Genomic DNA, 22251 nt, shown 5'->3' with positions numbered 1-22251 from the left:
TCCGCATAGTTTTATGGGGCGGTGATGATCCTGTAGGAGCGGCCTTGCGTCGCGAAAGGGCCGCAAAGCGGCCCCGGCAATTTTCCGTGCGAAGCTGAAATCCTGGGGCCGCGTTGCGGCCCTTTCGCGACACAAGGCCGCTCCTACACAAAGCAGCGCGCAGCCTGCAGAATCAGTGAGTCTGCCAAGTGCCGTTGCTCCGCTGGCAATCGGTGCGGGCCTGGCCCAGGCTGGGGGTGTCGTAGTAGTAGGTGATCACCCGTGCATCCTTGGGCAACGCCGGCTTGTCACCGCCAGCTGCCTTGGGGTTGGCCAATGCCTCCTGGGTCAACGGCGCGATGCAACTGCCAACGCTGCCATCCGCACAACGCGCGACCTTGTGCTTTTCGCTGTTGAGCATGTCCTTGCTCTCGTTGCTGCATGACCAGTTGATCGCTTCGGCGGGCAGGTTGCTGTAGCTGTAGCAGCTGTGCCGCTCCACCGGCGTTACCGCCTCGCTGGAGGAGCGGGTGAGCACATTGCAGGCTTCGGCCAGGACTTGGCCGCTGACCAGGCTCGCCACCATCAGTATCAACATCGGCTTCAAGACAGCGCCACGCATTTGCCACCTCCCGGGCCAGTGGCCCTCGATAGGTCTAGGCAGGCTTGTCGCGCCGGCGCATGGCCTTGGCGCGTTTCTCCAGGATCAGGTAGGTCAGCACCGCCAGCAACAGCGGCACCAGGTAGTACAGCGTGCGGTAACCCAGCAGGGCCGCCACCAGTGTGCCTTGGGCAAGCTGCCCATGCAGCAGGGCCAGGAACACCGTTTCCAGCACACCCAGCCCGGCCGGGATATGCGCGACCACACCAGCCACGCAACTGATCAGCAGGATGCCAAGTATCGACGGGTAGAAGGCTTCGCCAGGCAGCAACCAGAAGATCAGCAGTGCCATCAGCGCCCAGTTGCTGGCACCCAGTACCACCTGGCACAGCGCCAGGCGCAGCGACGGCAGCGTTACCTCATGGTCACGCCAGCGCCAAGTGCGCTTTTTGGCGAAGCCACAGGCCAGCAGGTAGCCTGAGGCAATCGCCAGCAATACCACGCCGATCAGTTGCAGGCCGCTGGCGCCGACCGCCCAGCTGGCGGGTAGCTCGACCAGGCGCAAGGCGAACACCGTGCCTGCCAGCAGCATGTAGCCCATCCAGTTGGTCAGCAGGCCCAGGGTGAGGATGCGCGTGATGGTTGCCGTATCCAGGCCCAGGCGGCTATAGAGCCGGTAGCGCAAGGCAACGCCACCCACCCAGGTGGTGAAATTGAGGTTGAAGGCATAGCACACGAAGGCAACCGGCAACACTTGGCGGGCCGGCAGGTGGTGGCCGGTGTAGGCCCGGGCCAGCAGGTCGTAGCTGGCGAACGTCAGGTAGCTGCACCCGGCCAGCACCAGGCCGATGGCCAGGGTGCCGGGCTTGTAGGCCAGCAACGACTGGCGCACTTCGTTCCAGTCCAGGTTGCGCGCCAGCAGGTACAGCAGCGCAGGGATCAGGATCAGGAATGCCAGGGTGAACAGCCGCTTGCCCCAGATTTGCCAGTGTTTTCGCGCCATCAGGTCTTGCCCTCGTGATAGTCAACCTGTGCCTCGGCCTCCGGCTGCACCGAGCGCAGGTGCTGACGGTGCGCCGGGAACCAACCGGCAATCCGCGGGAAATGGCGGATCACGTGGAAACACACGAAAATCAGTGGTGCCCGCCACCAGTAGCCGCGAACCATGCGTTCCAGGGTGACCGGCTTGCATTGTTCGCGGGCCAGCGCCTGCAGGTGCTGGTTGAGCTGCTGGTTGAAGGCGCGGTCACGGATGAACAGGTTGGCTTCGAGGTTGAACGACAGGCTGAGCGGGTCCAGGTTGCTGGAGCCGACCGTGGCCCACTCATCATCCACCAGCGCCACCTTGCCGTGCAGCGGCCGTTGGCAATACTCGTGAATGGCCACACCGTCGCGCAGCAGGTAGTTGTACAGCAGTCGCGACAGCGCCCGTACCCAGCGCATGTCTGGCTGGCCCTGCAGGATCAGCCGGACCTCCACGCCACGCCGGGACGCATTGCGCAATTCACGCATCAGCCGGTAGCCCGGGAAGAAATACGCATTGGCCACCACGATGCGCCGCCGGGCATTGCGAAACGCCTGCAGGTAGTGGGCTTCGATATCGGTGCTGCGCACCTTGTTGTCGCGCTCGACCAGCACGGCGGTGCAGGTACCGGCAGGCTCGGTCAATGGCCTTACCGCGCTGGGCGGCTGCAGCACCGGTGACATCAGGCGCTTGCTGGAGGCATGAACCTGTGCCACCACCGGGCCGACGACCTCCACGGCATAGTCCTGCTTGGCCATGGGGCCAAAGTCGCCCAAATGGTCGGCGCTGTAGTTGATGCCACCAATGAAGGCCCGCTCGCCATCGACCACCACTATCTTGCGGTGCAGGCGCCGGAACAGGTTGGTGCGCATGCCCACCAGCCGCGGCTGCGGGTCGAAGGCGTGGAAACTGACCCCGGCATCGGTCATGGCCGCAATGAAGGAGTCGGGCAGGTCGGCCGTGCCGTACCCATCCACGGCCACTTCGACACGCACGCCGCGGCGGGCGGCATCGATCAGCACCTGCTGCAATTGCTGGCCAACCTTGTCATCGAAGATGATGAAGGTCTCCAGCAGGATTTCCTCCCGTGCCTGGCTCATGGCCTCGAACACGCGGGGGTAGTATTGCTCGCCATTGATAAGCAACTGCACGCTGTTGCCGTCTACCCAGGGTCGGTTCACAGTTTGATCTCCGAAGCCAGAGGGGCGTGGTCGGAAAGGTGCGACCACGGGTACTTGGACAGCACCTGGGCCGTGCCGGGCATGGCGTTGCGCAGGTAGATGCGGTCCAGGCGCAACAGCGGCAGGCGCGCCGGGAAACTGCGTGCCGGGGTGCCGAAATGCTCGCCGAACGCTTCCACCAGGTGTTCGCATAGCACCGCATCGGCCTTCAGCCGCCAATCGTTGAAATCGCCGGCAACGATCACCGGGGCCTTGGGCGGCAGGCTGCCCAGCAGGTCCAGCAGCAGCTTCACCTGGCGTTGCCGGTGGGCCTCGCGCAAGCCCAGGTGCACGCACACCGCATGCACCTGGTCATGGCCAGGCACTTCCAGCTGGCAATGCAACAGGCCGCGCTGCTCGTTGCCCTGCACCGAGACGTCCAGGTTGTCGAAGCGGCTGATGGGGAATTTCGACAGCAGCGCGTTGCCGTGGTCGCCATGGGGGTATACGGCATTGCGGCCGTAGGCGAACTGCGGCCACATGCTGTCGGCCAGGAACTCGTACTGTGGCGTATCCGGCCAGGCCGGGTGGCGCAGGGCATGCTGCTGGTGGCTGCCGTGCACTTCCTGCAGGAACACCAGGTCGGCGCCGGTGGCGCGCACGGCTTCGCGCAACTCGGGCAGGATGAAGCGCCGGTTGAAGAAGGTGAAGCCCTTGTGCACGTTCAACGTCAGTACATTCAGCCGACGCACGGCGGTGATCTTGTCGATGATGCAGTGCGGGGCAGGCAGGGTCCTGTTCACAGGGTCACCTCCGGCACCACGCCAGGCTCGGTCATCAGCTCATGGTCCAGCGACAGCTTCTGCAACAGACGCCGGGCGTCATAAGGCGCATGGACTTTCTGGTCGTTGTCGAAATAGCAGTAGACGTCACGGGCGGCGCGCCGCGGTGGCGGCCCTGGCACCACCAGCTGGGCATCGTCGGCCTGGCGGCCCTGGCTCCAGAGCTGGATGCGCTGCTTCCAGCGCCGCAGCGCCTGGGCGGTATAGCCACTGCTGTACAGCTCGACATCGCCATGCAGGCGCATGTACACGAAGTCGGCGGTAAGGTCCTCGACATAGGGCCATTTACCGGCACTGTCGGCCACTACCAGCGCTACCCGGTGCTTGCGCAGCAGCTTGATGAAGGCTTCGCACAAAAAGCTTTCGTTGCGGATTTCCACCGCGTGGCGCAGCCGTGCGTTGCCCTTGATATCGGTGCCGCCGTTGTCCTTCAGGCGTTGCGCACACCCCTGTGCGCATTCGCGGGCCTCCTTGCGGCTGTGCGGCAGCAGTTCGAGAAAACGGGCGAAGCGGGCCTCGTCGAACTTCATGTTCGGCGGAAACTGCCACAGGAACGGGCCCAGCTTCTTGCCGAGCAGCAGCGGCCCGGAGGCGAAGAAATTGGCCATGGCCTCTTCGATATCCTTCAGCCGCCGTACATGGGTGATGTAGCGCGGGGCTTTTACCGCGAATACGAAGCCAGGCGGCGTTTCGTCATGCCAGCCCTGGTAGCGTTCGGGTGTTTGCAGGCTGTAGAACGAGCCGTTGATTTCAATGCTGTTGACCGCTCGCGAAGCGAACGCCAGTTCGTCGTCCTGGGGCAGGCCCTTCGGGTAGAAATCCTTGCGCCACGGGCCGTAGCGCCAGCCGGAGATGCCGATGCGGATATCGCTCACGCTGCCTTCCTCATTGCCGGGTCCTTGTTCGGTCACTCTGAAAGTGCGACCGGTCAACAGCGGCCAGGGTTCAGCACGGTTGACCAACGGAAAAGGCTGATGCCGCGCGGAACTTTGCGGCCCGCGGCGTTTCCACCGCATACCTGCTACGAGGAAGGGCGCCAGGATGAAATTCGACCGTTTCGCCCAATGGCTGGCCAATTGGGCCGGCCGCCCGCTGACTTTTGGCATCGCCTGCCTGCTGATCCTGATCTGGGCAGTGACCGGGCCGCTGTTCGGCTTTAACGACACCTGGCAACTGGTGATCAACACCTCGACCACCATCATCACCTTCCTCATGGTGTTCCTGATCCAGAACACCCAGAACCGCGACAACGACGAACTGCACATCAAGATCGATGAGCTGTTGCGCACCACCCAACAGGCGCACAAGGCGCTGCTGGATCTGGAAGACATGGACCCGGCCGAGCTGCATGCCCTGCGCAAGCAGTACCGGCAGATGGCCGGGCAGGGTGACGATGCGCAGAAACCCAAGGAATGACCTGCCAACCCTGGAGGCAAGCATGGCCAGACATATCGTCCACTTCACCGGGCCTATCAATTCATCCACCTGCGGCAACCTGATCAACACCTGTTCGCGGGCGTTGCAGCAGGGGGCCGAAGTCCTGCAACTGAACATCGCCACCATGGGCGGCGAGTGCAGCTACGGGTTTACCTTGTACAACTTCCTGCGGGCGTTACCGGTCGAGGTGCATACCCACAACCTCGGCACGGTGGAATCCATGGGCAACATCCTGTTCCTGGCCGGGGATCGGCGCACGGCATGCAGTTACAGCAAGTTCCTGTTTCATCCGTTCCACTGGACCTTGCATGGCTCGGTCGACCACTCCCGCATGGCCGAGTATGCGATGAGCCTGGACTATGACCTGCGGCTGTATGCACAGATCGTCGCCGAGCGGACCGAAGGGGCGGACGAGGTGCTGGATGTACCGCGGTATCTGATGGCCTACCCGCGGATACTCGGGCCCCGGGAGGCATTGGCGAACGGGATGATCCATGCCATTGACGAAATGCCGATCGAGGCAGAGGCGTGTCAGTGGAGTGTGCATGCCTAGCGGATTCCTGTGCCGGCCTCTTCGCGGGTGAACCCGCTCCCACAGGTCCGGTGGAATGCCTGTGGGAGCGGGTTCACCCGCGAAAGGGCCGGCACAGGTGAAGAAGGTCTACCTCACTGACGCCGCCGTAGCCCGGTCACAGGCCAGCAACGAGCGGATCAGCAGCTTGATCTCGTCCTTGAGCATGGGCACCTGGTCCGGGTGAGCGAACCGGCAATCAGCAATTTCATGCTGCGCCTTGGGGTGCGGGGCGTCGGCGAACTCCGCCTCGAATACATAGTGCATGCGCTCTGCCGCTTCATGGCGCATCAACAAGGTCAGCGATTCTGCCTGCAACCCGGTTTCCTCAAGCAATTCACGCTCCGCTGCCTGCACCGGCGTCTCGCCGGGCTCTATCTTGCCGCCGGGCAGGGTCCAGGCGGCGTTGGGCTTTCTCACCCACAACCATTTATGGGTTTGTTTGCCATGCCGGCAGATGATGGTGGCGCGATGCTTGACTGGCTTCATTCAGGCTCCTGGGCGAATCCCTCATTCCATGTAGATTCGGCCCCCGGCAGCAATGAACGTTGCGTTTAAAGCGACCAACGGTCAGTAAGGCACCGAGCCGCTCAGTGCCTCGATGACCTCCACCAGCTCGTCATAGCCCACCGGCTTGCTCAGATGCCGGTCGAAGCCCGACTGACGTGACTTGTACTGGTCAGCGCTGGCGCCATAGCCGGTCAGGGCGATGGCCGGGGTATGGCGCAGGTGCGCGTAGCCACGCAGAGCCTTGATCAATGCATGGCCGTCCATCACCGGCATGCCGATATCGGACAGGATGATGTCGTATTCCTCACCCGCAGCGGCGTCCAGGGCCTCACGTGGCTTGCTGAAGGCATTGACAGTGGCGCTCTCCATTTCCAGCAGCTCCTGCATTACCGCCAGCACCTCTACGGAGTCATCCACCAGCAATACGCGAATTCCGTTCAGACGGCCCTCGCTCGGCGGCTCCGAGCCCTGCGTACGCTGCTGGGGCTGCGTTTCGCAAAGGGGCAGGGTGACCGTGAAGGTGCAGCCCAGGCCAAGCCCCGCTGATGTGGCGCGGACGGTACCGCCATGTGCCTCGACCAGTTGCCTTACCAGCGACAGGCCGATGCCCAGGCCTTCGCGGCTGTGGCTGGCCTGTTGCGACGTAGCCTGGCTGAACAGGTCGAAGATATGCTCGAGGCTGTCGTGGCTCAGGCCCACGCCATGGTCGATCACCTGCAGGCGGGCGTGGTCCTCGTCGTGGCTCAGCACCAGGCGTATCTCATTGCCCGCCGGGCTGAACTTCAGCGCGTTGTTGAGCAGGTTCCAGATGATCTGCTCCAGGCGGGTAACGTCACCTTCGATCATCACCGGCAGGGTGTCGGCGGGCAGCTCCAGGCGAACCGGGCAGGGGTGTTGCTCGCTCACCACCACATCGTGGATGCCCTGCAGGAGGGCGAGCAGATCCACAGGTTCGGTCTTGAGCTTAAGCTTGCCGGTCCGAATGCGCGCCACATCCAGCAGGTCGTCGATGATCCGCGCCTGGCTGGTTACCGCGTCGCAGATGGTACCCACGGCTTTGCTCGCTGCACTGATATTTCGCAGCGCCGGCAGGCGGCGCAGGATTTCGGCATTGAGCTGGATCAGGTTGAGCGGGTGCTTAAGTTCATGAGACATGACGGCGAAGAATTCGTCCTTCATGTGGCTGGTGCTCTGCGTCTCGGCCAGCTGCTTGCTCAGGCGCTCTTCGCCCAGGCGCACGCGCTCCTCGGCGGCATGGCTGCTGCTGATGTCGATGAAGGTCAGCACCGTGCCGTCGATTTTCTGCTCGCTGGAGCGGTAGGGCAGCAGGCGCGCCAGGTACCAGTGATCGCCCTGGCCGCCGATTTCACGCTCGATGATGGCCTCGCCCTGGGCCACGGCGCGGGCATCGTCGGCCAGCGCCGGGTAATCCAGGCGGTGGGTGATGTCGAGCAGGGAACGGCCGGTATCGACCGGCAGCATATTGAACAGGTCGGTGGCGCGCGGGGTGAACCAGCGGATATGCAGGTTGCGGTCGACGAACACCGTGGCGATCTCGGTGCAGGCGATCAGGTTGCTGAGGTAGTCGTTGACCTTGTCGGTTTCCTCGACCTTGTTCTTCAGCTCGTAGTTGACCGTGAGCAGTTCCTCGTTGATCGACTGCAGCTCTTCCTTGCTGGTTTCCAGTTCTTCGCTGGCCGAACGCAACTCCTCGTTGATGGCCTGCATCTCTTCGTTGGAGGCCGTCAGTTCCTCGCTGGAGACCTCTGACTGCTCGATGGTTTCCTGCAGTTGCAGGCGAGTGCGCTGCAGTTCGCGCTCGAGGTTGTGCAAGACCATGCTGTCGGTCTGGCGGATGACACCAGGCATCGGCAGGGACGGATCAGGCGCGCGCTCCTCGAATACCACCAGCAGGCAATCGCTACCGCTGAGGTCGTCTCTGTACGGCTGCACGGTGATTTCCACCTGCAGTTTGCCCATGGTTTCCGCCAGGTCGACAGGGCGCGAGGTCACCGCCTCGGTCCCCTGACGCGCCTGGAACAAGGTGCTGCGCAGGGCCAGGCGCAGGGGCGGCAGCACCAGGTTGAGCAGGCTGCGGCTCGGTTCGCCACCGGCCACTTGCAGGAAACGCCCCACGCCTTCGCTCATGTGCAGGATATTGCCGTCGATATCGACGATCAGGCTGGGCGGCATGCGGCGCGCCAGGGCGCGGTAGTGCAGGTCGGCGAACGATGGCTTGCGCCCCGGCTTGGCCTTGGCCAGCGTTTCCAGGGGCATGCTGGCGGCAGATGTGCCGGCCAGCTGACGGCCGGAACGGCGGCCGGTATTGCTGGCATCGAGTGCGCGGAAAATGCGATTGCGCTTGTCCACCGGGGCGAACAGTTCACTGGCCATGTCGGCCGACTCGGACGACCCGAGGAACAGGTAGCCACCCGGGCGAAGGGCGAAGTGGAACATCTGCAGGATGTCACGCTGCACCTCGCGGTCCAGGTAGATCAGCAGGTTGCGGCAGACAATCAGGTCGATCTGCGAGAACGGTGGGTCCGACAGCAGGTTATGCCGGGCGAACAGCACCTTCTCGCGAACCTCTTTGCGCACCCGGTAATGCTGGTCTTCCTTGAGGAAGAACTGGCGCAGCCGGCTGGGCGGCACGTCGGTGACAATCGCTTCGGGGTAGGAACCACTGCGGGCGATACCGATGGCGCGTTCGTCCAGGTCGGTGGCGAACACCTGTACCTTGTGCGAGCGCTGCTCTAGTGCCAGCTGCTCGCAAACCAGCATGGCCAGGCTGTACGCCTCTTCGCCGGTGGAGCAGCCGGCCGACCACACGCGTATCTCGTCCGCGCCCTCGGCCGGGTCGCGTTCGCAGGTCAGCTGCGGCAGCACATGGCGCTCCAGGGCTTCGAAGGCTTCGCGGTCGCGGAAGAAATTGGTCACGCCAATCAGCATGTCGGCCAGCAACGCCCGGGATTCCGCGGGGTGCTGTTCCAGGTAATGCAGGTAGGCCGCCAGGTCTGCCTGGCCGGTCACATGCAGGCGGCGCTCGATGCGCCGCAGCACCGTGGCGCGCTTGTAGTGCTGGAAGTCGTGGCCGGTATTGCTGCGCAACTGCAGCAGGATCTCCTCGAGCATCGGCTCGCTGGCCTGGGCATCGCCGGCACGGGTGCCCAAGGCCGGTGGCAGGGTGTCGTCCTCGATTTCCGGGAGCCTGACCTGACGGGCATTGCGCCAAAGCTCCAGCAGCTTCTGCGGCATTTCTGCCGCTGGCAGCACCAGGTCGACCATGCCGGTCTCGATGGCGGCGCGGGGCATGCTGTCGTACTGGGCGTCGTCCGGGTTTTGCGCCAAGGTCACGCCGCCTTGCTCCTTGATCCGTGAAAGGCCCACGGCGCCGTCGGCACCGGTACCGGACAACACCACGCAGAAGGCGTGGTCCTTGTGCACGTCAGCCAGGTCACGGAAGAACAGGTCGATGGCCACGTGGTCGCCACGGCGCCGGTTGGCCGGGGTCACGCGGAGGTAGCCATCGTTGGTGGACAGGCGATTGGCCGGTGAAATCACGTAGATGTGGTTGCGCTCGATGGGCACCGGCTCGGTCACCTGGCGCACCGGCATTTGCGTGGTCTCCTGGATGATGCGGTCGGCGACGCTCTGGTGGTCGGGGGACAGGTGCAGGACCACGACGAAGGCCATGCCGCAATCGCTGGGCATTTGCCGGAACAGCGTACAGATCGCTTCCAGGCCGCCTGCCGATGCACCGATGCCCACCACCGGGAAATCCAGGTGGCTGGGGCTGAGCGCCGGGTTCTGGGGCGAGGCAGGTTGCTTGGGGGACGACTTCATGGACGGAGCCTTGTGCAGACCGGAACGTTCCGCCCTTAGCAGCATCATCGGGCGTGTGTGTGGCGGGATTATAGGCCGTCGCCATGTTATTGAGACCTCTGCTTGCGAAGGAAAGTGCGACCCGCTTGCTTCCGCCACGCAAACCTTTTGCCGACCTATGTTTGGTGCCACTGGTCAGTTGCCGGCAAAACCATTGAGCAGACTGTGTGATCGGCGGCTCGGAAGCAAGGCATGGCAAACATCCATGCGACCCATTCATCGCAAGGAGAAACCACATGGCGCAGGATCAAGAGCGCACCAGCCAGCGCGGCGGCACCAAGGAAACCAACCCAGGCAATTTCGCCAACGACCGGGAACGGGCCTCCCGCGCGGGGCACAAAGGCGGGCAGGCTTCTGGCGGCAACTTCGCCAACGACCGCCAACGGGCATCGGAGGCCGGTCGCAAGGGCGGCCAGAACAGCCACGGCGGGGGCCGCCAGCAGTAAGTTGAAGGGTTGCTGGACACCCGGTATCCGCAGGTACCGGGTGCCGGCCAGGTACTGCGTAACGAGGCTGCAATAGCCTCTGGTACCTGTTGTTCGACAATTTTTTGAATCTTCTGGCCGTGGCCCGATCAATCAGGGTGTCATCCATGGAGAAGAGGAGGCCCCTGCGATGCCAAGCCCACAGCTGTACATCATCGATTACCAACTGCATGGCCAGCCGCGCAGTTTCATCATCCGTCTGGAGACGCTGGACAATGCCGAGGCCTGGCATTGGGCAAGTTGCGATGCGGGCATCGGCATCATCCCCAAGTTCGGCCGGGAGAAGATCAGGAAAGTCAGCAGGCCGATGGCCGAGCGCTATGGCATTACCGCGGTGAGCTGGCGGGTATCCGGCGGCAAGCCGAACCAGTCTGCGGCGACAATGTGATTCCCCGACTGCACAATCCGTGCGGGAACAGATGTCCTGCTCAAATTCTAAAAGTTGGCACGATCCTCTGTGGGAGCGGCTTTAGCCGCGAACACCGGCGCAGCCGGTGCCATGCACCGCGTTGGATTCTTCGCGGCTAAAGCCGCTCCCACAGGGTACGAGGATCGCTTGCGAATTCCGTTATCTGTGCGACAGCGCGGCCCAAAGGGCTGGGCATTCTCCCACAGGGGATCGCGCAGACCGTCTGCATGACGGTCATGCACCGGACTCGGGGTCGCTGGCCGGCACGCCCGGGCGGTTTTCTTCGTCATCTGTCACATTGGGGTCGGCATCCGGGTCATCTGCCCGGTCATTGCGCCGGTCCGGCTCGAGCTCTGGCCAGTCATCCTGTGCGCTGCCGCCACCCATGCCAAGCATGTCTTTCATCTCGCAACCCTCGCTCTCGATGAAAAAAAGGCCCGCGATCAGGCGGGCCCAATACAGGAGTGAGAGGCGAAGCCATTGACCACCCCTCATTGAATGAGAGCGGCAACAGCCAGGGGAGGTCGGTTGGATATCCACCGCCCCTGACCAACGGCACTGTCAGGGCTGTTTCAGCACCAGGGTGAGAATGTCGTAGCTGGCGACCAGCTCGCCCAGCTGGTTAGTCACCTCCACATCCCACGCCACCACGCCCTGGGGCTGGCCCAGCGGGCTGGTCTTGCCCTGGTCGATCTTGCGCTTGCAGGTCAGGCGCGCCTGGATGGTGTCGCCGATGCCCACCGGGTTGATGAAGCGCAGGGTATCCAGGCCGTAGTTGGCCAGTACCGGGCCTGCACCCGGGGAGACGAACAGCCCGGCCGCTGCCGACAACACGAAATAGCCGTGGGCGATGCGCTTGCCGAACTGCGATTGCTTGGCGGCGATCTCGTCGAAGTGCATGTAGAAATGGTCACCCGACAGGCAGCCGAAGTTGACCAGGTCGGCTTCGGTCACGGTGCGCCGGTGGGTGAGCAGCGACTCGCCGATGCGCAACTGCTCGAAATAGCGGCGGAACGGGTGCACTTCGGTTTCGATCACTTCGCCACCGCGCACGTATTCGCCGGTTACCGCCGTGAGCATGCTCGGCGAGCCCTGTACTGCGGCACGTTGCAGGTAGTGCTTGACGGCACGCAGGCCACCCAGCTCTTCACCACCACCAGCGCGGCCCGGGCCGCCGTGCTTGAGCTGCGGCAATGGCGAGCCATGGCCGGTGGATTCCTTGGCTGCCTCGCTGTCGAGTACCAGCAGGCGGCCATGCCAGGCAGCAGCCACCGGGATGGCCTTGGCTGCCACGCTGCGGTCGGCGGTGACCAAGGTCGCCACCAGGCTGCCTTTGCCCCGAGCGGCCAGCGCCAGGGCTTCATCGAGGTCGTCATAGGCCATCAGCGTGCTGACCGGGCCGAACGCTTCGATATCGTGGGCACCGCCTTCGGCATGCGGGTCACGGGCCTGAAGCAAGGTAGGGGCAAAGAACGCGCCCTCGGCCACGCCCTCGCCACGCGGTGCAAAGCCATCGCTGGCGCCGAACAGCTGGTCGCAGCTCTGCAACAGGCTGCGCACCCGCTCGGCCACATCGTGCTGCTGGTCGTGGGAGGCCAGGGCGCCCATGCGCACACCCTCCACCGACGGGTCACCGACCACTACCTTGGCCAGCCGCTCGCGCAGGCGCGTGGCAACGGCGTCGATGTGCCTGGCCGGTACGATGGCGCGGCGGATGGCGGTGCATTTCTGCCCGGCCTTGGTGGTCATTTCGCGGACCACCTCCTTGATGTACAGGTCGAACTCTTCGCTGTCCGGGGTCACGTCCGGGCCGAGGATGGCGCAGTTCAGCGAATCGGCTTCGGCGGTGAACGGCACCGAGTTGCGTACCAGGTTCGGCGTGACGCGCAACTTGGCGGCGGTGTCGGCGGAGCCGGTGAAGGTCACCACGTCCTGGCCTTGCAGGCGGTCGAGCAGGTCGCCGGTGCTGCCGATCACCAGTTGCAGGCTGCCTTCGGGCAACAGGCCGGATGCATTCATCAGGCGCACCACGGCCTCGGTCAGGTAGCTGGTCGAGGTCGCCGGCTTGACGATGCATGGCATGCCGGCCAGGAAGGTCGGGGCGAACTTCTCCAGCATGCCCCAGATGGGGAAATTGAAGGCGTTGATGTGCACCGCCACGCCGGCGCGCGGCACCAGGATGTGGCTGCCGGCGAAATGGCCTTGCTTGCCCAGCGGGATGGCCGGGCCTTCGTGCACCAGGTTGCCCGACGGCAGTTCACGGCTGCCGATGCCCGCATAGGAGAACAGCGTGGCGTTGCCGCCTTCGATGTCGATCCAGCTGTCGGCACGGGTGGCGCCGCTGTGGTGGGACAGGGCGTAGAGCTGCTCCTTGCGCTCGGCCAGGTACAGGGCCAATGCCTTAAGGCGGGCAGCGCGTTGCTGGAAGTCCATGGCCATCAGCGCGGCCAGGCCACGGGCGCGGGCAAAGTCCACGGCTTCGGCGAAGTCCGGGCGCTCTTCGTGGCTGTAGGCCAAGACGTGGCCATCCAGGGCGCTACGCAGGGCCTGGGCGCCGTGCTGGCCAAGCCAGCGGCCGGCGATGAAGCTTTGCAGGGTAGGGGCGGCAGACATGCTGTTCTCCAATGTAGAGGGGGGCGCTGTTACCACAGCGCCACGGTGTAGCCGATGATCAGGCGGTTTTCGTCCACGGCGTTGGTCAGGCCATTGCCGGAACGGAAGGTGACGTTGCGCCAGCGCAGGCTGACGTCCTTGAACGGGCCGCTCTGGATGACATAGGTGATGTCGGTGTCGCGCTCACGTTCACGGCCATTGCTGACGGTGGCGGTTTCGGCGTGGCGGCCATCGGTGTAGCGGGTCATGAAGCTCAGGCCGGGGATACCCATGGCGACGAAGTCGTAGTCGTAGCGCACCTGCCACGAGTCCAGCCCGGCGCGGGTGAAGGTGTTGTAGGTGACCAGGTTGACGGTGAACGGGTCGCCGCCGTTCACGAACGGGAAGGCACTGTCGCCGGACATCTGCTGCCAGGCGGCGGTGAACTTGTGGGCCCGTACGCCGAGGGTGAACATGGCGTTGAAGTTGCGGTTGTCGATGTTGCCGGCACGCTCGGCGCCGTCGTTGCGGCTGTCGAAGTAGCGCAGGTCGGTGCGCAGGCTCAGGCCTTCGCCCAGCGGGCGGGTATCGATCAGGCCGACGAACTGCTGGCGGTAGATGTCCTCGAGCTTGGCGTAGTAGTAGCTGACGCTGGTTTGCGGGGTGATGGCGTAGCTACCGCCGCCGAAGTCCAGGTGGTCGCTGCTGGCGGCGCCGTAGCCGATGTCGTCGCGGCCCGAGGAATCACGCAAGTTGGCCTTGGTCAGGCGGCCGGCGTTGAAGGTCAGGCCGGCCAGGTCCTGGCTGGTGAGCAGGCCACCCTGGAAGGTGGAGGCCAGCAGGCGGGTATCGTTGTACACCACCACCGGCAGGATCGGTTGCAAGGTCCCCAGGCGCAGGGTGCTCTTGGCCACCCGCACCTTGCCGGTGAGGCCCAGTTCGCTGTAGTCATCGACCGGTTCATGGCTGTTCGGGCCGAAAGGCAGCAGGCCGGTATTGCGGCGGTCGCGGCTGGAGTCGAGCTTGATGCCCAGTTGGCCCATGGCGTCGACACCAAAGCCGACCGGGCCTTCGGTGAAGCCCGACTCCAGCTTGGCGGTAAAGCCCTGGCCCCATTCCTCGGCCTTGGCCTGCGGTGCGTTGCTTTGGCGGAAGTCGCGGTTGAGGTAGTGGTTGCGCAGCTCCAGCCGGGCGTGGCTGTCGCCGATGAAGTCTGCCATCGCCGGCATCGGCAGGGCGAGGGTCGCCAGCCAGGCGGCCGAAATGAAGTGCGTGCGGTTCATTGTTGTTGTTTTACCCGACATGGTTGTTCTTCCCTGAGAGTCAGTGCTTGCTGGCGCCGGCAGCGCCGATTCCGGTCATAGAACGGATGAACTGGGCCAGGTAGCGGCCACGTTCCTGGCTGGCGCGTTCGGAACTGTCAGTGACCGAGAACACCCAGGCGCCGAGGAAGGCCAGGCTCATGGAGAACAGCGCCGGGTTGCTGTAGGGGAACAGCGCCTTTTCGTGATGCAGCACGTTGACCCATACCGCCGGGCCCAGCACCACCAGCAGCACCGCCGAAACCAGGCCGGCCATGCTGCCGCACACCGCGCCGCGGGTGGTCAGGCCTTTCCAGAACATCGAAAGCAGCAGCACCGGGAAGTTGACCGAGGCGGCCACCGCCAGCACCAGGCCGGAGAGGAAGGCGATGTTCTGCGACTCGAACATCAGGCCGAGGATGACCGCCAGCAGGCCGATCAGCAGGGTGGCGATACGCGACACGCGCATTTCCTCTTGCTCGCTGGCCTTGCCCTGGCGCACCACGCAGGCATACAGGTCGTGGGAAACGGCCGATGCACCGGACAGCGCCAGGCCGGCGACCACCGCCAGGATGGTGGCGAAGGCCACGGCGGAGATGAAACCGAGGAACAGGTTGCCACCCACGGCCTGGGCCAGGTGCACGGCGACCATGTTGCCGCCGCCGATGATCGCGCCGGTGGCGTCACGGTAGGACGGCTCGGTGCCGACCATGACGATGGCACCAAAGCCGATGACGATCAGCAGCAGGTAGAAGTAGCCGATGAACCCGGTGGCATAGAACACGCTCTTGCGCGCTTCCTTGGCATCGCTGACGGTGAAGAAGCGCATCAGGATATGCGGCAGGCCGGCGGTACCGAACATCATGCCCAGGCCCAGGGAAATGGCGTCCACCGGGTTGGACAGCAGGCCGCCCGGGGCCATGATCGCCTGGCCCTTGGCATGCACGGCCACGGCGCTGGCGAACATCGCCTCGGTGCTGAAGCCGAAATGCTTGAGCACCATGAAGGCCATGAAGCTGGTGCCCGACAGCAGCATCACCGCCTTGATGATCTGCACCCAGGTGGTGGCGAGCATGCCGCCGAAGGTGACGTAGGCGACCATCAGCACGCCGACCAGCATCACCGCGTACAGGTAGCTGATGCCGAACAGCAGTTCGATCAGCTTGCCGGCACCGACCATCTGCGCCACCAGGTACATCAGCGCCACCACCAGGGTGCCGAAGGCCGAGGTCAGGCGCACCGGGGTTTGCGCCAGGCGGTAGCTGACCACGTCGGCGAAGGTGTACTTGCCCAGGTTGCGCAGGCGTTCGGCGATCAGGAACAGGATGATCGGCCAGCCGGCCAGTACGCCCAGGGCATACAGCAGGCCGTCGTAGCCGTTCATGAACATCATTGCCGAAATGCCCAGGAACGACGCGGCGCTGATCATGTCGCCGGCGATCGCCAGGCCGTTCTGCATGCCGGTCAGGCCCCCGCCGGCGGTGTAGAAATCGCTGGCCGAGCGGGTGCGCATGGCAGCCCAGCGGGTGACCAGCAGGGTGAAGCAGACGAACACCATGAACATCGAGATGGCGGTCCAGTTCATTGTGCGCACTCCTGCTTGACCTTGTCGTTGAGCGGGTCGAGCACGTTGTTGGCACGGTGCACGTAGATACCGGTCAGGGCGAAGGACAGCAGCACCATCAGCACGCCCACCAGCATGCCGACGGTGGTCACGCCACCGCTGAGGGACTGGCCGAGGGTGCTGGGGGAAAACGCCACCAGCAGGACGAAGCCGTAGTAGATCACCAGCATGGCCAGGGTCAGGCTGCCGTTGAGGCGGCGTTTGCGCTGCACCAGGTGCTGGAAGTCGGGGTGGTTGGCGATGCTTTCGATGCGTTCGGGTGTCATGGGTTGCGATCTCTGGGTGTTGTAATTGTTTTGTTGAGGTCACGCGGGTGTTGCCTGTCGGTGTTGCAAATGCGGTTCTTGTTGCTGACGCGGTCTCTGTGGGAGCGGCCTTGTGTCGCGATAGGGCCGCAACGCGGCCCCAGGATTCAGGCTTTGATCACAGATTGCCGGGGCTGCTGCGCAGCCCTTTCGCGACACAAGGCCGCTCCCACAAGGTTTCAGAGCTGGTCGAAATCGAGCACCACCTTGTCGCTCACCGGGTAGGTCTGGCACGACAGCACGTACCCGGCCGCCACTTCGTAGTCCTCCAGGGCATGGTTGCTGTCCATCTCCACTTCGCCCTCGATTACCCGGCACTTGCAGGTCGAGCACACGCCGGCCTTGCACGAGTACGGCAGCTCGGCGCCGATGGCGTTGCCGGCGTCCAGCACGTTCTGGGTGTTGCGTGGCAGGTCGAAGGTGAGGGCGCGGCCGTCGCTGATCACGGTGATGTGGCTGAGCGCCGAGTCCACCTGGCGCGCCGCCTCGCGGGCTTCACGACGGGCTTCGCTGCCAGCTGCAGCGAACAGCTCGAAATGGATGCGTTCCTTGGCCAGGCCATTGGCCCGCAGGCTGTCGCGCACCGTCTCGGTCATCGCCTGCGGGCCGCAGATGAATGCGGCATCCAGGTTGGCAACGTCCATCCAGCGCGAGAACAGCTGGCCACACTTGTCGGCATCGATGCGGCCGTTGTACAGGTCGACATCCTGCTGCTCGCGGCTGAACACGAAAATCAGGTTCAGGCGGTCGAGGTAACGGTTCTTCAGGTCTTCCAGCTTGTCGCGGAACAGTGCGCCAGAGCTGGAGCGGTTGCCGTACAGCAGGGTGAAGCGGCTGTGTGGCTCGCTGGCCAGGGTAGTGGCGATGATCGACAGGATCGGTGTGATGCCGCTGCCGGCAGCCACGCCCAGGTAGTTGCCCTGGCGGGCCGGCTCCAGTGGCACGAAGAAGCTGCCCGACGGCGGCATCACTTCCAGTTGCTGGCCGGCCTTGAGCACGTCATTGGCAAATGCCGAGAAGCGCCCGCCAGGCACGCGCTTTACCGCCACACGCAGTTCGCCGTCCTGCACGGCACTGCAGATGGAGTAGGAACGGCGGACTTCTTCGTTGTCCAGCTGGGTACGCATGACCAGGTACTGGCCCTGGGTGAAACGGAACTGCGCCTGCAGGTGCTCGGGCACGTCGAAGGCAATCGACACCGCATCGCGGGTCTCGTTGCGCACTTGCTTGATGGTCAGGCTGTGAAACTGGCTCATGGCGTTCTCCACGGCTCAAATGCATTTGAAATAGTCGAACGGCTCCAGGCACTCGCGGCAGCGGTAAAGCGCCTTGCAAGCCGTGGAACCGAACTGGCTGAGCAATTCGGTATGGGCGCTGCCGCACTGCGGGCAGCACACCTGCGGTGCCTCGCCGAGCAGGCTGCGTTTGCTGGCGCTGCCCTGTGGCGGGGCGATGCCGTAGGCGCGCAGGCGCTCGCGGCCCAGTTCGCTGATCCAGTCGGTGCTCCAGGCCGGGGTCAGCCGGCGCTCCAGAGCCGGGGCGGGGAAGCCGGCCTGTTCCAGCGCCTGGCGGATATCCCCTTCGATCACCTCGGTGGCCGGGCAGCCGGAGTAGGTCGGCGTGACGACCAGGTGCAGGTGCCCGGCGCGCCAGCCGAGGTCGCGCACGATGCCCAGGTCGACCACGCTGACCACGGGCACTTCCGGGTCCATGACCTGGGCCAGTACCGCCCAGGCCCGGGCCAGGTCGTCGCCGCGTGGCGCGCGGGCGCCACGGTCGCCGGCAATCAGCTCACCAGGTTGCATCGGGGTACGCCCTTGGCAGGAACTGCATCTCGGCCAGCAGCAGGCCGAGGTGCTCGGTGTGCAGGCCTTTGCGACCGTCCAGGTAGAAGTGGCTGGCGGCCTTGGGCAGCGGCAGCTCGACCGAAGCGAAGGTCTCGCCAACCTGCTTGAGCCAGGCCGCGCCGACGGCAGCGGGGTCGGCGGCGATACCCGCCTGTGCCAGGTGCACTTCATTGTCGCTACCGGCAGCCAGCTCGACGGTGAAGCGCCACAGTGCCGGGATGGCCGCGAGCATGCGTTGGCGGCTTTCTTCGGTGCCACCGCCCAGGCGTTGCACCCACTCGCTGGAGCGGCGCAGGTGGTAGGTGACTTCCTTCAGGGCCTTGGCGGCGATACCGGCGACACGCTCGTCGTTCGAGCCGACCAGGCCCTGAAGCACGGCGAAATGCCAGGCGTCATAGAAGAACTGTTTGGTCATGGTCACGGCGAAATCGCCGTTGGGCTGCTCGACCAGCAACAGGTTGCGATAGGCCCGCTCGTCACGGCGGAAGGCCAGGGCGTCGGCGTCACGGCCATCATTGAGCAGCTCGGCGGCGTACTCCAGCCAGTTGCGCGCCTGGCCTACCAGGTCGAGACCGACGTTCATCAGGGCCAGTTCTTCTTCGATGGCCGGGGCGCGGCCACACCATTCGCAGAGGCGCTGGCCCTGCACCAGGGCACTGTCGCCGAGCAGCAGCAGGTAGGGGACAAGGGTTTCGTTGTGCATGGCCAACCTCACATGTGTCCGACTTCGTCGGGCAGTTCGTAGAAGCTGGCATGGCGGTAGACCTTGTCGTCCGCCGGGGCGAACAGCGGGTCTTTCTCGTCCGGGGAAGAGGCGGTGATCAGTGCCGAGGGCACCACCCACAGGCTCACGCCTTCGCTGCGGCGGGTGTACAGCTCGCGGGCGTTTTCGATGGCCATGGTGGCATCGGCGGCGTGCACGCTGCCGACATGCTTGTGGTTAAGGCCGTGCTTGCTGCGCACGAACACTTCGTAGAGGGTCCAGACAGACATTTTCGATCTCCGCATCAATCGCCGCTCAGGCGGCGTTCTTGTTCTGTTGCTTGCGCGCGTAGGCCACGGCGGCCTCGCGTACCCAGGCACCGTCCTCGATGGCCTTGCGCCGGGTGGCGACACGTTCCTGGTTGCACGGGCCATTGCCCTTGATCACTTCGTAGAACTCGTCCCACTGGATTTCGCCGAAGTCGTAGTGGCCGCGCTCGGCGTTCCACTTCAGCTCGGGGTCGGGGGCGGTGCAGCCGAGCAGTTCGAGCTGCGGCACGGTCTGGTCGATGAAGCGCTGGCGCAGTTCATCGTTGGTCTGGCGCTTGATCTTCCAGGCCATGGACTGGGCGCTGTTGGGGGAGTGCTCGTCGCTGGGGCCGAACATCATCAGTGCCGGCCACCACAGGCGGTCGATCGCGTCCTGGACCATGTCGCGCTGGGCCTGGGTGCCGTGGCGCATCATGGTCAGGAGGATTTCGTAGCCCTGGCGCTGGTGGAAGCTCTCTTCCTTGCAGATGCGGATCATCGCGCGCGAATACGGGCCGTAGGAGGTGCGCTGCAGCACCACCTGGTTGACGATGGCGGCGCCGTCCACCAGCCAGCCCACTGCGCCCATGTCGGCCCAGCTGAGGGTGGGGTAGTTGAAGATGCTCGAGTACTTGGCCTTGCCACTGTGCAGCTTGGCGATTTCTTCGTCACGGTCGGCGCCCAGGGTTTCCATGGCGCTGTACAGGTAAAGGCCGTGGCCGGCTTCGTCCTGGATCTTGGCCATCAGCTGCAGCTTGCGCTTGAGGCTGGGGGCACGGGTGACCCAGTTGCCTTCGGGCAGCATGCCGACGATTTCCGAGTGGGCGTGCTGGGAGATCTGCCGGATCAGGGTCTGGCGATAGGCCTCGGGCATCCAGTTCTTGGCTTCGATCTTGATTTCGGCGTCGATCTTTTCCTGGAAGTTGCGCTCCTCGGGCGACATCTCTTCCAGCGACTTGACGCGCTTGACTCCGGTTTCCACTAGCTGTGCGTACATGTGTTCCGACTCCTGCTAAGGCATGAGTCATTTGTAAGCGATACAAAACATAACGTCAAACAGTTTTATGTGTATCGAATAAGATTTGTGTATCGCATTCCGGCCTCTTCGCGGGCTCGCCCGCTCCCACAGGGACCGCGCAGGCCTGGGCTTCACTTCATTTCCTGTGGGAGCGGGCGAGCCCGCGAAGAGGCCAGCCGAAAAAGCGCAAAAAAAAAGCCCCGGACGATGCCGGGGCCGAAAAGGCAGCCGAATGAATCAGCTGGCCAACCGTTTGTCGAACACGTGGCAGGCCTTGCCCTCGGAACGCTTGAGCGTGCCGCAGGGCTGCAGGCGCACCTGGGTGCTGATGCCGATGTAGGTCTTGATCTGCTTGGTCAGCTCCCCGGTCAACAGCTTGCGCTGGCCTTCATCAAGGTGCTGGCACTCCGCACGCAGTTCCACGTGCACCTCGACGCTGTCCAGGTTGCCATTGCGATACAGATGAATCTCATAAAGCTCGGAAAGCTGTTTTATTTTTAGCACCTGCTCCTCGATCTGGGTCGGGAACACGTTGACCCCGCGAATGATCAGCATGTCATCGCTGCGGCCGGTGATCTTGCCGATCCGCCGCATCGGCCTGGCGGTACCGGGCAGCAGGCGAGTGAGGTCGCGGGTGCGGTAGCGCACCATGGGCAACGCTTCCTTGCTCAGCGAGGTGAACACCAGTTCGCCCAGTTGGCCGTCCGGTAGCACCGCACCGGTGACCGGGTCGATGATCTCGGGGTAGAAATGGTCCTCCCAGATGGTCGGGCCATCCTTGGTTTCAATGCACTCCATCGCCACCCCAGGCCCCATGATTTCCGACAGGCCATAAATGTCGAGGGCATCGATGCCCAGCCTTTGCTCGATCGAGCGGCGCAGCTCATCGGTCCACGGCTCGGCGCCGAATATGCCCAGGCGCAGCTTGAGGTCTTGCGGGGCGATGCCCTGGCGCTCGATCTCGTCGGCCAGGTTGAGCATGTAGGAGGGGGTGACCATGATGATGTCGGGCTGGAAGTCGCGAATCAGCTGCACCTGCTTTTCGGTCTGGCCACCGGACATGGGGATCACCGTGCAGCCCAGGCGCTCGGCACCGTAATGCGCGCCGAGCCCGCCGGTGAACAGGCCGTAGCCGTAGGAGACATGCACCTTGTCCCCCTTGCGCCCACCCGCGGCACGGATCGAGCGGGCGACCACATTGGCCCAGGTGTCGATGTCGTTCTGGGTGTAGCCCACCACCGTCGGCTTGCCGGTGGTGCCACTGGAGGCGTGCAGGCGCACCACCTCTTGCTGGGGCACGGCGAACATGCCGTAGGGGTAGTTGTCGCGCAGGTCGTTCTTGCCGGTGAAGGGGAACTTCGCCAGGTCTTCCAGGCACTTGAGGTCGTCGGGGTGGGCGCCGCACTCGGCAAAGCGCTGGCGGTACAGCGGCACGTTGTCGTAGGCGTGCTTCAGGCTCCAGCGCAGGCGCTCCAGCTGGTGCTGGCGCAGGGCGTCGACACTGGCGGTTTCCATCGGGTCCAACAGGGCACGATCGGCATCATGGTACATGTTCATGGCTTCACTCAAATTGTTCTTGTACGCCGCGCGGTACCGGTTGCAGGCCGCGCGGTGAGTGTCATGGAAGCAGCATATACGGCTGCGTTCGGTTCG

The 22251-nt window shown here is 64.2% G+C and carries 21 protein-coding genes and 1 pseudogene; 4 read left to right on the top strand and 18 right to left on the bottom strand.

What is annotated here, in order from left to right; all coding sequences use genetic code 11:
- Nucleotides 1–172: 172 nt before the first annotated feature.
- From ABIB24_RS24315 to ABIB24_RS24295, 5 genes are read right to left on the bottom strand one after another with little or no spacing between them, the layout of a single operon-like run.
- Entirely contained in the window at nucleotides 173–601 is a 429-nt protein-coding gene (locus ABIB24_RS24315) for a hypothetical protein (protein ID WP_354317401.1), read from the bottom strand.
- A 34-nt stretch (nucleotides 602–635) separates the two neighbouring features.
- A complete protein-coding gene (locus ABIB24_RS24310; protein ID WP_354317400.1) occupies nucleotides 636–1583 on the bottom strand; it encodes a lysylphosphatidylglycerol synthase domain-containing protein in 948 nt (315 codons plus the stop codon).
- Nucleotides 1583–2785: a cardiolipin synthase ClsB gene (clsB, locus tag ABIB24_RS24305; protein ID WP_354317399.1), complete on the bottom strand. Its 1203-nt coding sequence runs from the start codon at nucleotides 2783–2785 to the stop codon at nucleotides 1583–1585. The genes ABIB24_RS24310 and clsB overlap by 1 nt, the downstream gene beginning before the upstream one ends.
- Nucleotides 2782–3567 (bottom strand): endonuclease/exonuclease/phosphatase family protein, encoded by a 786-nt coding sequence (locus ABIB24_RS24300; protein WP_085692591.1) that lies wholly within the window; start codon nucleotides 3565–3567, stop codon nucleotides 2782–2784. The genes clsB and ABIB24_RS24300 overlap by 4 nt, the downstream gene beginning before the upstream one ends.
- Nucleotides 3564–4481: a DUF72 domain-containing protein gene (locus ABIB24_RS24295; protein ID WP_274079789.1), complete on the bottom strand. Its 918-nt coding sequence runs from the start codon at nucleotides 4479–4481 to the stop codon at nucleotides 3564–3566. The genes ABIB24_RS24300 and ABIB24_RS24295 overlap by 4 nt, the downstream gene beginning before the upstream one ends.
- Before the next feature lie 166 nt (nucleotides 4482–4647).
- On the opposite strand from ABIB24_RS24295, the gene ABIB24_RS24290 reads away from it, so the two are divergent.
- Both ABIB24_RS24290 and ABIB24_RS24285 read left to right on the top strand, forming a co-directional pair.
- Nucleotides 4648–5022 carry a low affinity iron permease family protein gene (locus tag ABIB24_RS24290; RefSeq protein WP_025339097.1) on the top strand — a complete coding sequence of 125 codons (375 nt, stop codon included), beginning with the start codon at nucleotides 4648–4650 and terminating at the stop codon, nucleotides 5020–5022.
- 22 nt (nucleotides 5023–5044) lie between these two features.
- The gene (locus ABIB24_RS24285) at nucleotides 5045–5596 is read left to right on the top strand and encodes an ATP-dependent Clp protease proteolytic subunit (protein ID WP_025339098.1); all 552 of its coding nucleotides are present in this window, start codon (nucleotides 5045–5047) and stop codon (nucleotides 5594–5596) included.
- A gap of 108 nt (nucleotides 5597–5704) precedes the next feature.
- Here the strand turns inward: ABIB24_RS24285 and ABIB24_RS24280 are convergent, their stop codons facing one another.
- Nucleotides 5705–6103: an NUDIX hydrolase gene (locus ABIB24_RS24280; protein WP_238066333.1), complete on the bottom strand. Its 399-nt coding sequence runs from the start codon at nucleotides 6101–6103 to the stop codon at nucleotides 5705–5707.
- A gap of 81 nt (nucleotides 6104–6184) precedes the next feature.
- Complete coding sequence (locus tag ABIB24_RS24275) at nucleotides 6185–9967, bottom strand: CheR family methyltransferase (RefSeq protein WP_354317397.1); 3783 nt, start codon at nucleotides 9965–9967, stop codon at nucleotides 6185–6187.
- A 275-nt stretch (nucleotides 9968–10242) separates the two neighbouring features.
- Here ABIB24_RS24275 and ABIB24_RS24270 point away from each other — a divergent pair, with 275 nt between their 5' ends.
- Entirely contained in the window at nucleotides 10243–10452 is a 210-nt protein-coding gene (locus tag ABIB24_RS24270) for a con-10 family general stress protein (RefSeq protein WP_003259459.1), read from the top strand.
- Nucleotides 10453–10621: 169 nt separating this feature from the next.
- Nucleotides 10622–10879: a DUF6555 family protein gene (locus ABIB24_RS24265; protein WP_025339101.1), complete on the top strand. Its 258-nt coding sequence runs from the start codon at nucleotides 10622–10624 to the stop codon at nucleotides 10877–10879.
- A gap of 255 nt (nucleotides 10880–11134) precedes the next feature.
- Here ABIB24_RS24265 and ABIB24_RS24260 read toward each other — a convergent pair whose 3' ends face one another.
- The 11 genes and pseudogenes from ABIB24_RS24260 to paaK form a co-directional block, all read right to left on the bottom strand.
- Nucleotides 11135–11305, bottom strand: coding sequence for a hypothetical protein (locus tag ABIB24_RS24260; RefSeq protein WP_155951620.1), 171 nt, complete (start codon nucleotides 11303–11305; stop codon nucleotides 11135–11137).
- A gap of 156 nt (nucleotides 11306–11461) precedes the next feature.
- Nucleotides 11462–13513 carry a phenylacetic acid degradation bifunctional protein PaaZ gene (gene paaZ, locus ABIB24_RS24255; protein ID WP_085615739.1) on the bottom strand — a complete coding sequence of 684 codons (2052 nt, stop codon included), beginning with the start codon at nucleotides 13511–13513 and terminating at the stop codon, nucleotides 11462–11464.
- A gap of 29 nt (nucleotides 13514–13542) precedes the next feature.
- On the bottom strand, nucleotides 13543–14775 hold the full coding sequence (locus ABIB24_RS24250; protein WP_031324467.1) for an OprD family porin: 1233 nt from the start codon (nucleotides 14773–14775) through the stop codon (nucleotides 13543–13545).
- Nucleotides 14776–14815: 40 nt separating this feature from the next.
- Nucleotides 14816–16384: pseudogene (locus ABIB24_RS24245) on the bottom strand (cation acetate symporter); the annotation flags it as partial.
- The gene (locus tag ABIB24_RS24240) at nucleotides 16375–16683 is read right to left on the bottom strand and encodes a DUF485 domain-containing protein (RefSeq protein WP_004376242.1); all 309 of its coding nucleotides are present in this window, start codon (nucleotides 16681–16683) and stop codon (nucleotides 16375–16377) included. The pseudogene ABIB24_RS24245 and the gene ABIB24_RS24240, both read right to left, overlap by 10 nt.
- Before the next feature lie 218 nt (nucleotides 16684–16901).
- Nucleotides 16902–17978, bottom strand: coding sequence for a 1,2-phenylacetyl-CoA epoxidase subunit PaaE (gene paaE / locus ABIB24_RS24235; protein ID WP_025339106.1), 1077 nt, complete (start codon nucleotides 17976–17978; stop codon nucleotides 16902–16904).
- A 15-nt stretch (nucleotides 17979–17993) separates the two neighbouring features.
- Nucleotides 17994–18527 carry a 1,2-phenylacetyl-CoA epoxidase subunit PaaD gene (paaD, locus tag ABIB24_RS24230; protein WP_137163928.1) on the bottom strand — a complete coding sequence of 178 codons (534 nt, stop codon included), beginning with the start codon at nucleotides 18525–18527 and terminating at the stop codon, nucleotides 17994–17996.
- Complete coding sequence (gene paaC, locus ABIB24_RS24225; protein WP_137163929.1) at nucleotides 18514–19272, bottom strand: 1,2-phenylacetyl-CoA epoxidase subunit PaaC; 759 nt, start codon at nucleotides 19270–19272, stop codon at nucleotides 18514–18516. The genes paaD and paaC overlap by 14 nt, the downstream gene beginning before the upstream one ends.
- 8 nt (nucleotides 19273–19280) lie before the next feature.
- A complete protein-coding gene (gene paaB, locus ABIB24_RS24220) occupies nucleotides 19281–19562 on the bottom strand; it encodes a 1,2-phenylacetyl-CoA epoxidase subunit PaaB (RefSeq protein WP_137163930.1) in 282 nt (93 codons plus the stop codon).
- Nucleotides 19563–19587: 25 nt separating this feature from the next.
- Nucleotides 19588–20577 carry a 1,2-phenylacetyl-CoA epoxidase subunit PaaA gene (paaA, locus tag ABIB24_RS24215; RefSeq protein WP_025339109.1) on the bottom strand — a complete coding sequence of 330 codons (990 nt, stop codon included), beginning with the start codon at nucleotides 20575–20577 and terminating at the stop codon, nucleotides 19588–19590.
- 258 nt (nucleotides 20578–20835) lie between these two features.
- Nucleotides 20836–22155, bottom strand: coding sequence for a phenylacetate--CoA ligase PaaK (paaK, locus tag ABIB24_RS24210; RefSeq protein WP_354317395.1), 1320 nt, complete (start codon nucleotides 22153–22155; stop codon nucleotides 20836–20838).
- Nucleotides 22156–22251 lie beyond the last annotated feature (96 nt).

The sequence above is a fragment of the Pseudomonas sp. UYEF17 genome (assembly GCF_040546125.1).
GTDB lineage: Bacteria > Pseudomonadota > Gammaproteobacteria > Pseudomonadales > Pseudomonadaceae > Aquipseudomonas > Aquipseudomonas putida_Z.
Note: the sequence above shows the minus strand (reverse complement) of the source record. Positions and strands in the feature narration are given on the sequence as shown.

Bases quoted from the DNA above. Each gene is read 5' to 3' on its own strand.
- paaC (WP_137163929.1), bottom strand. From the start codon at position 19,272: ATGCACAACGAAACCCTTGTCCCCTACCTGCTGCTGCTCGGCGACAGT.
- ABIB24_RS24240 (WP_004376242.1), bottom strand. From the start codon at position 16,683: ATGACACCCGAACGCATCGAAAGCATCGCCAACCACCCCGACTTCCAG.
- ABIB24_RS24315 (WP_354317401.1), bottom strand. From the start codon at position 601: ATGCGTGGCGCTGTCTTGAAGCCGATGTTGATACTGATGGTGGCGAGC.
- ABIB24_RS24290 (WP_025339097.1), top strand. From the start codon at position 4,648: ATGAAATTCGACCGTTTCGCCCAATGGCTGGCCAATTGGGCCGGCCGC.
- paaK (WP_354317395.1), bottom strand. From the start codon at position 22,155: ATGAACATGTACCATGATGCCGATCGTGCCCTGTTGGACCCGATGGAA.
- ABIB24_RS24265 (WP_025339101.1), top strand. From the start codon at position 10,622: ATGCCAAGCCCACAGCTGTACATCATCGATTACCAACTGCATGGCCAG.
- ABIB24_RS24310 (WP_354317400.1), bottom strand. From the start codon at position 1,583: ATGGCGCGAAAACACTGGCAAATCTGGGGCAAGCGGCTGTTCACCCTG.
- ABIB24_RS24285 (WP_025339098.1), top strand. From the start codon at position 5,045: ATGGCCAGACATATCGTCCACTTCACCGGGCCTATCAATTCATCCACC.
- paaB (WP_137163930.1), bottom strand. From the start codon at position 19,562: ATGTCTGTCTGGACCCTCTACGAAGTGTTCGTGCGCAGCAAGCACGGC.
- paaE (WP_025339106.1), bottom strand. From the start codon at position 17,978: ATGAGCCAGTTTCACAGCCTGACCATCAAGCAAGTGCGCAACGAGACC.
- ABIB24_RS24270 (WP_003259459.1), top strand. From the start codon at position 10,243: ATGGCGCAGGATCAAGAGCGCACCAGCCAGCGCGGCGGCACCAAGGAA.
- paaD (WP_137163928.1), bottom strand. From the start codon at position 18,527: ATGCAACCTGGTGAGCTGATTGCCGGCGACCGTGGCGCCCGCGCGCCA.
- ABIB24_RS24275 (WP_354317397.1), bottom strand. From the start codon at position 9,967: ATGAAGTCGTCCCCCAAGCAACCTGCCTCGCCCCAGAACCCGGCGCTC.
- ABIB24_RS24260 (WP_155951620.1), bottom strand. From the start codon at position 11,305: ATGAAAGACATGCTTGGCATGGGTGGCGGCAGCGCACAGGATGACTGG.
- paaZ (WP_085615739.1), bottom strand. From the start codon at position 13,513: ATGTCTGCCGCCCCTACCCTGCAAAGCTTCATCGCCGGCCGCTGGCTT.
- ABIB24_RS24250 (WP_031324467.1), bottom strand. From the start codon at position 14,775: ATGAACCGCACGCACTTCATTTCGGCCGCCTGGCTGGCGACCCTCGCC.
- paaA (WP_025339109.1), bottom strand. From the start codon at position 20,577: ATGTACGCACAGCTAGTGGAAACCGGAGTCAAGCGCGTCAAGTCGCTG.
- ABIB24_RS24280 (WP_238066333.1), bottom strand. From the start codon at position 6,103: ATGAAGCCAGTCAAGCATCGCGCCACCATCATCTGCCGGCATGGCAAA.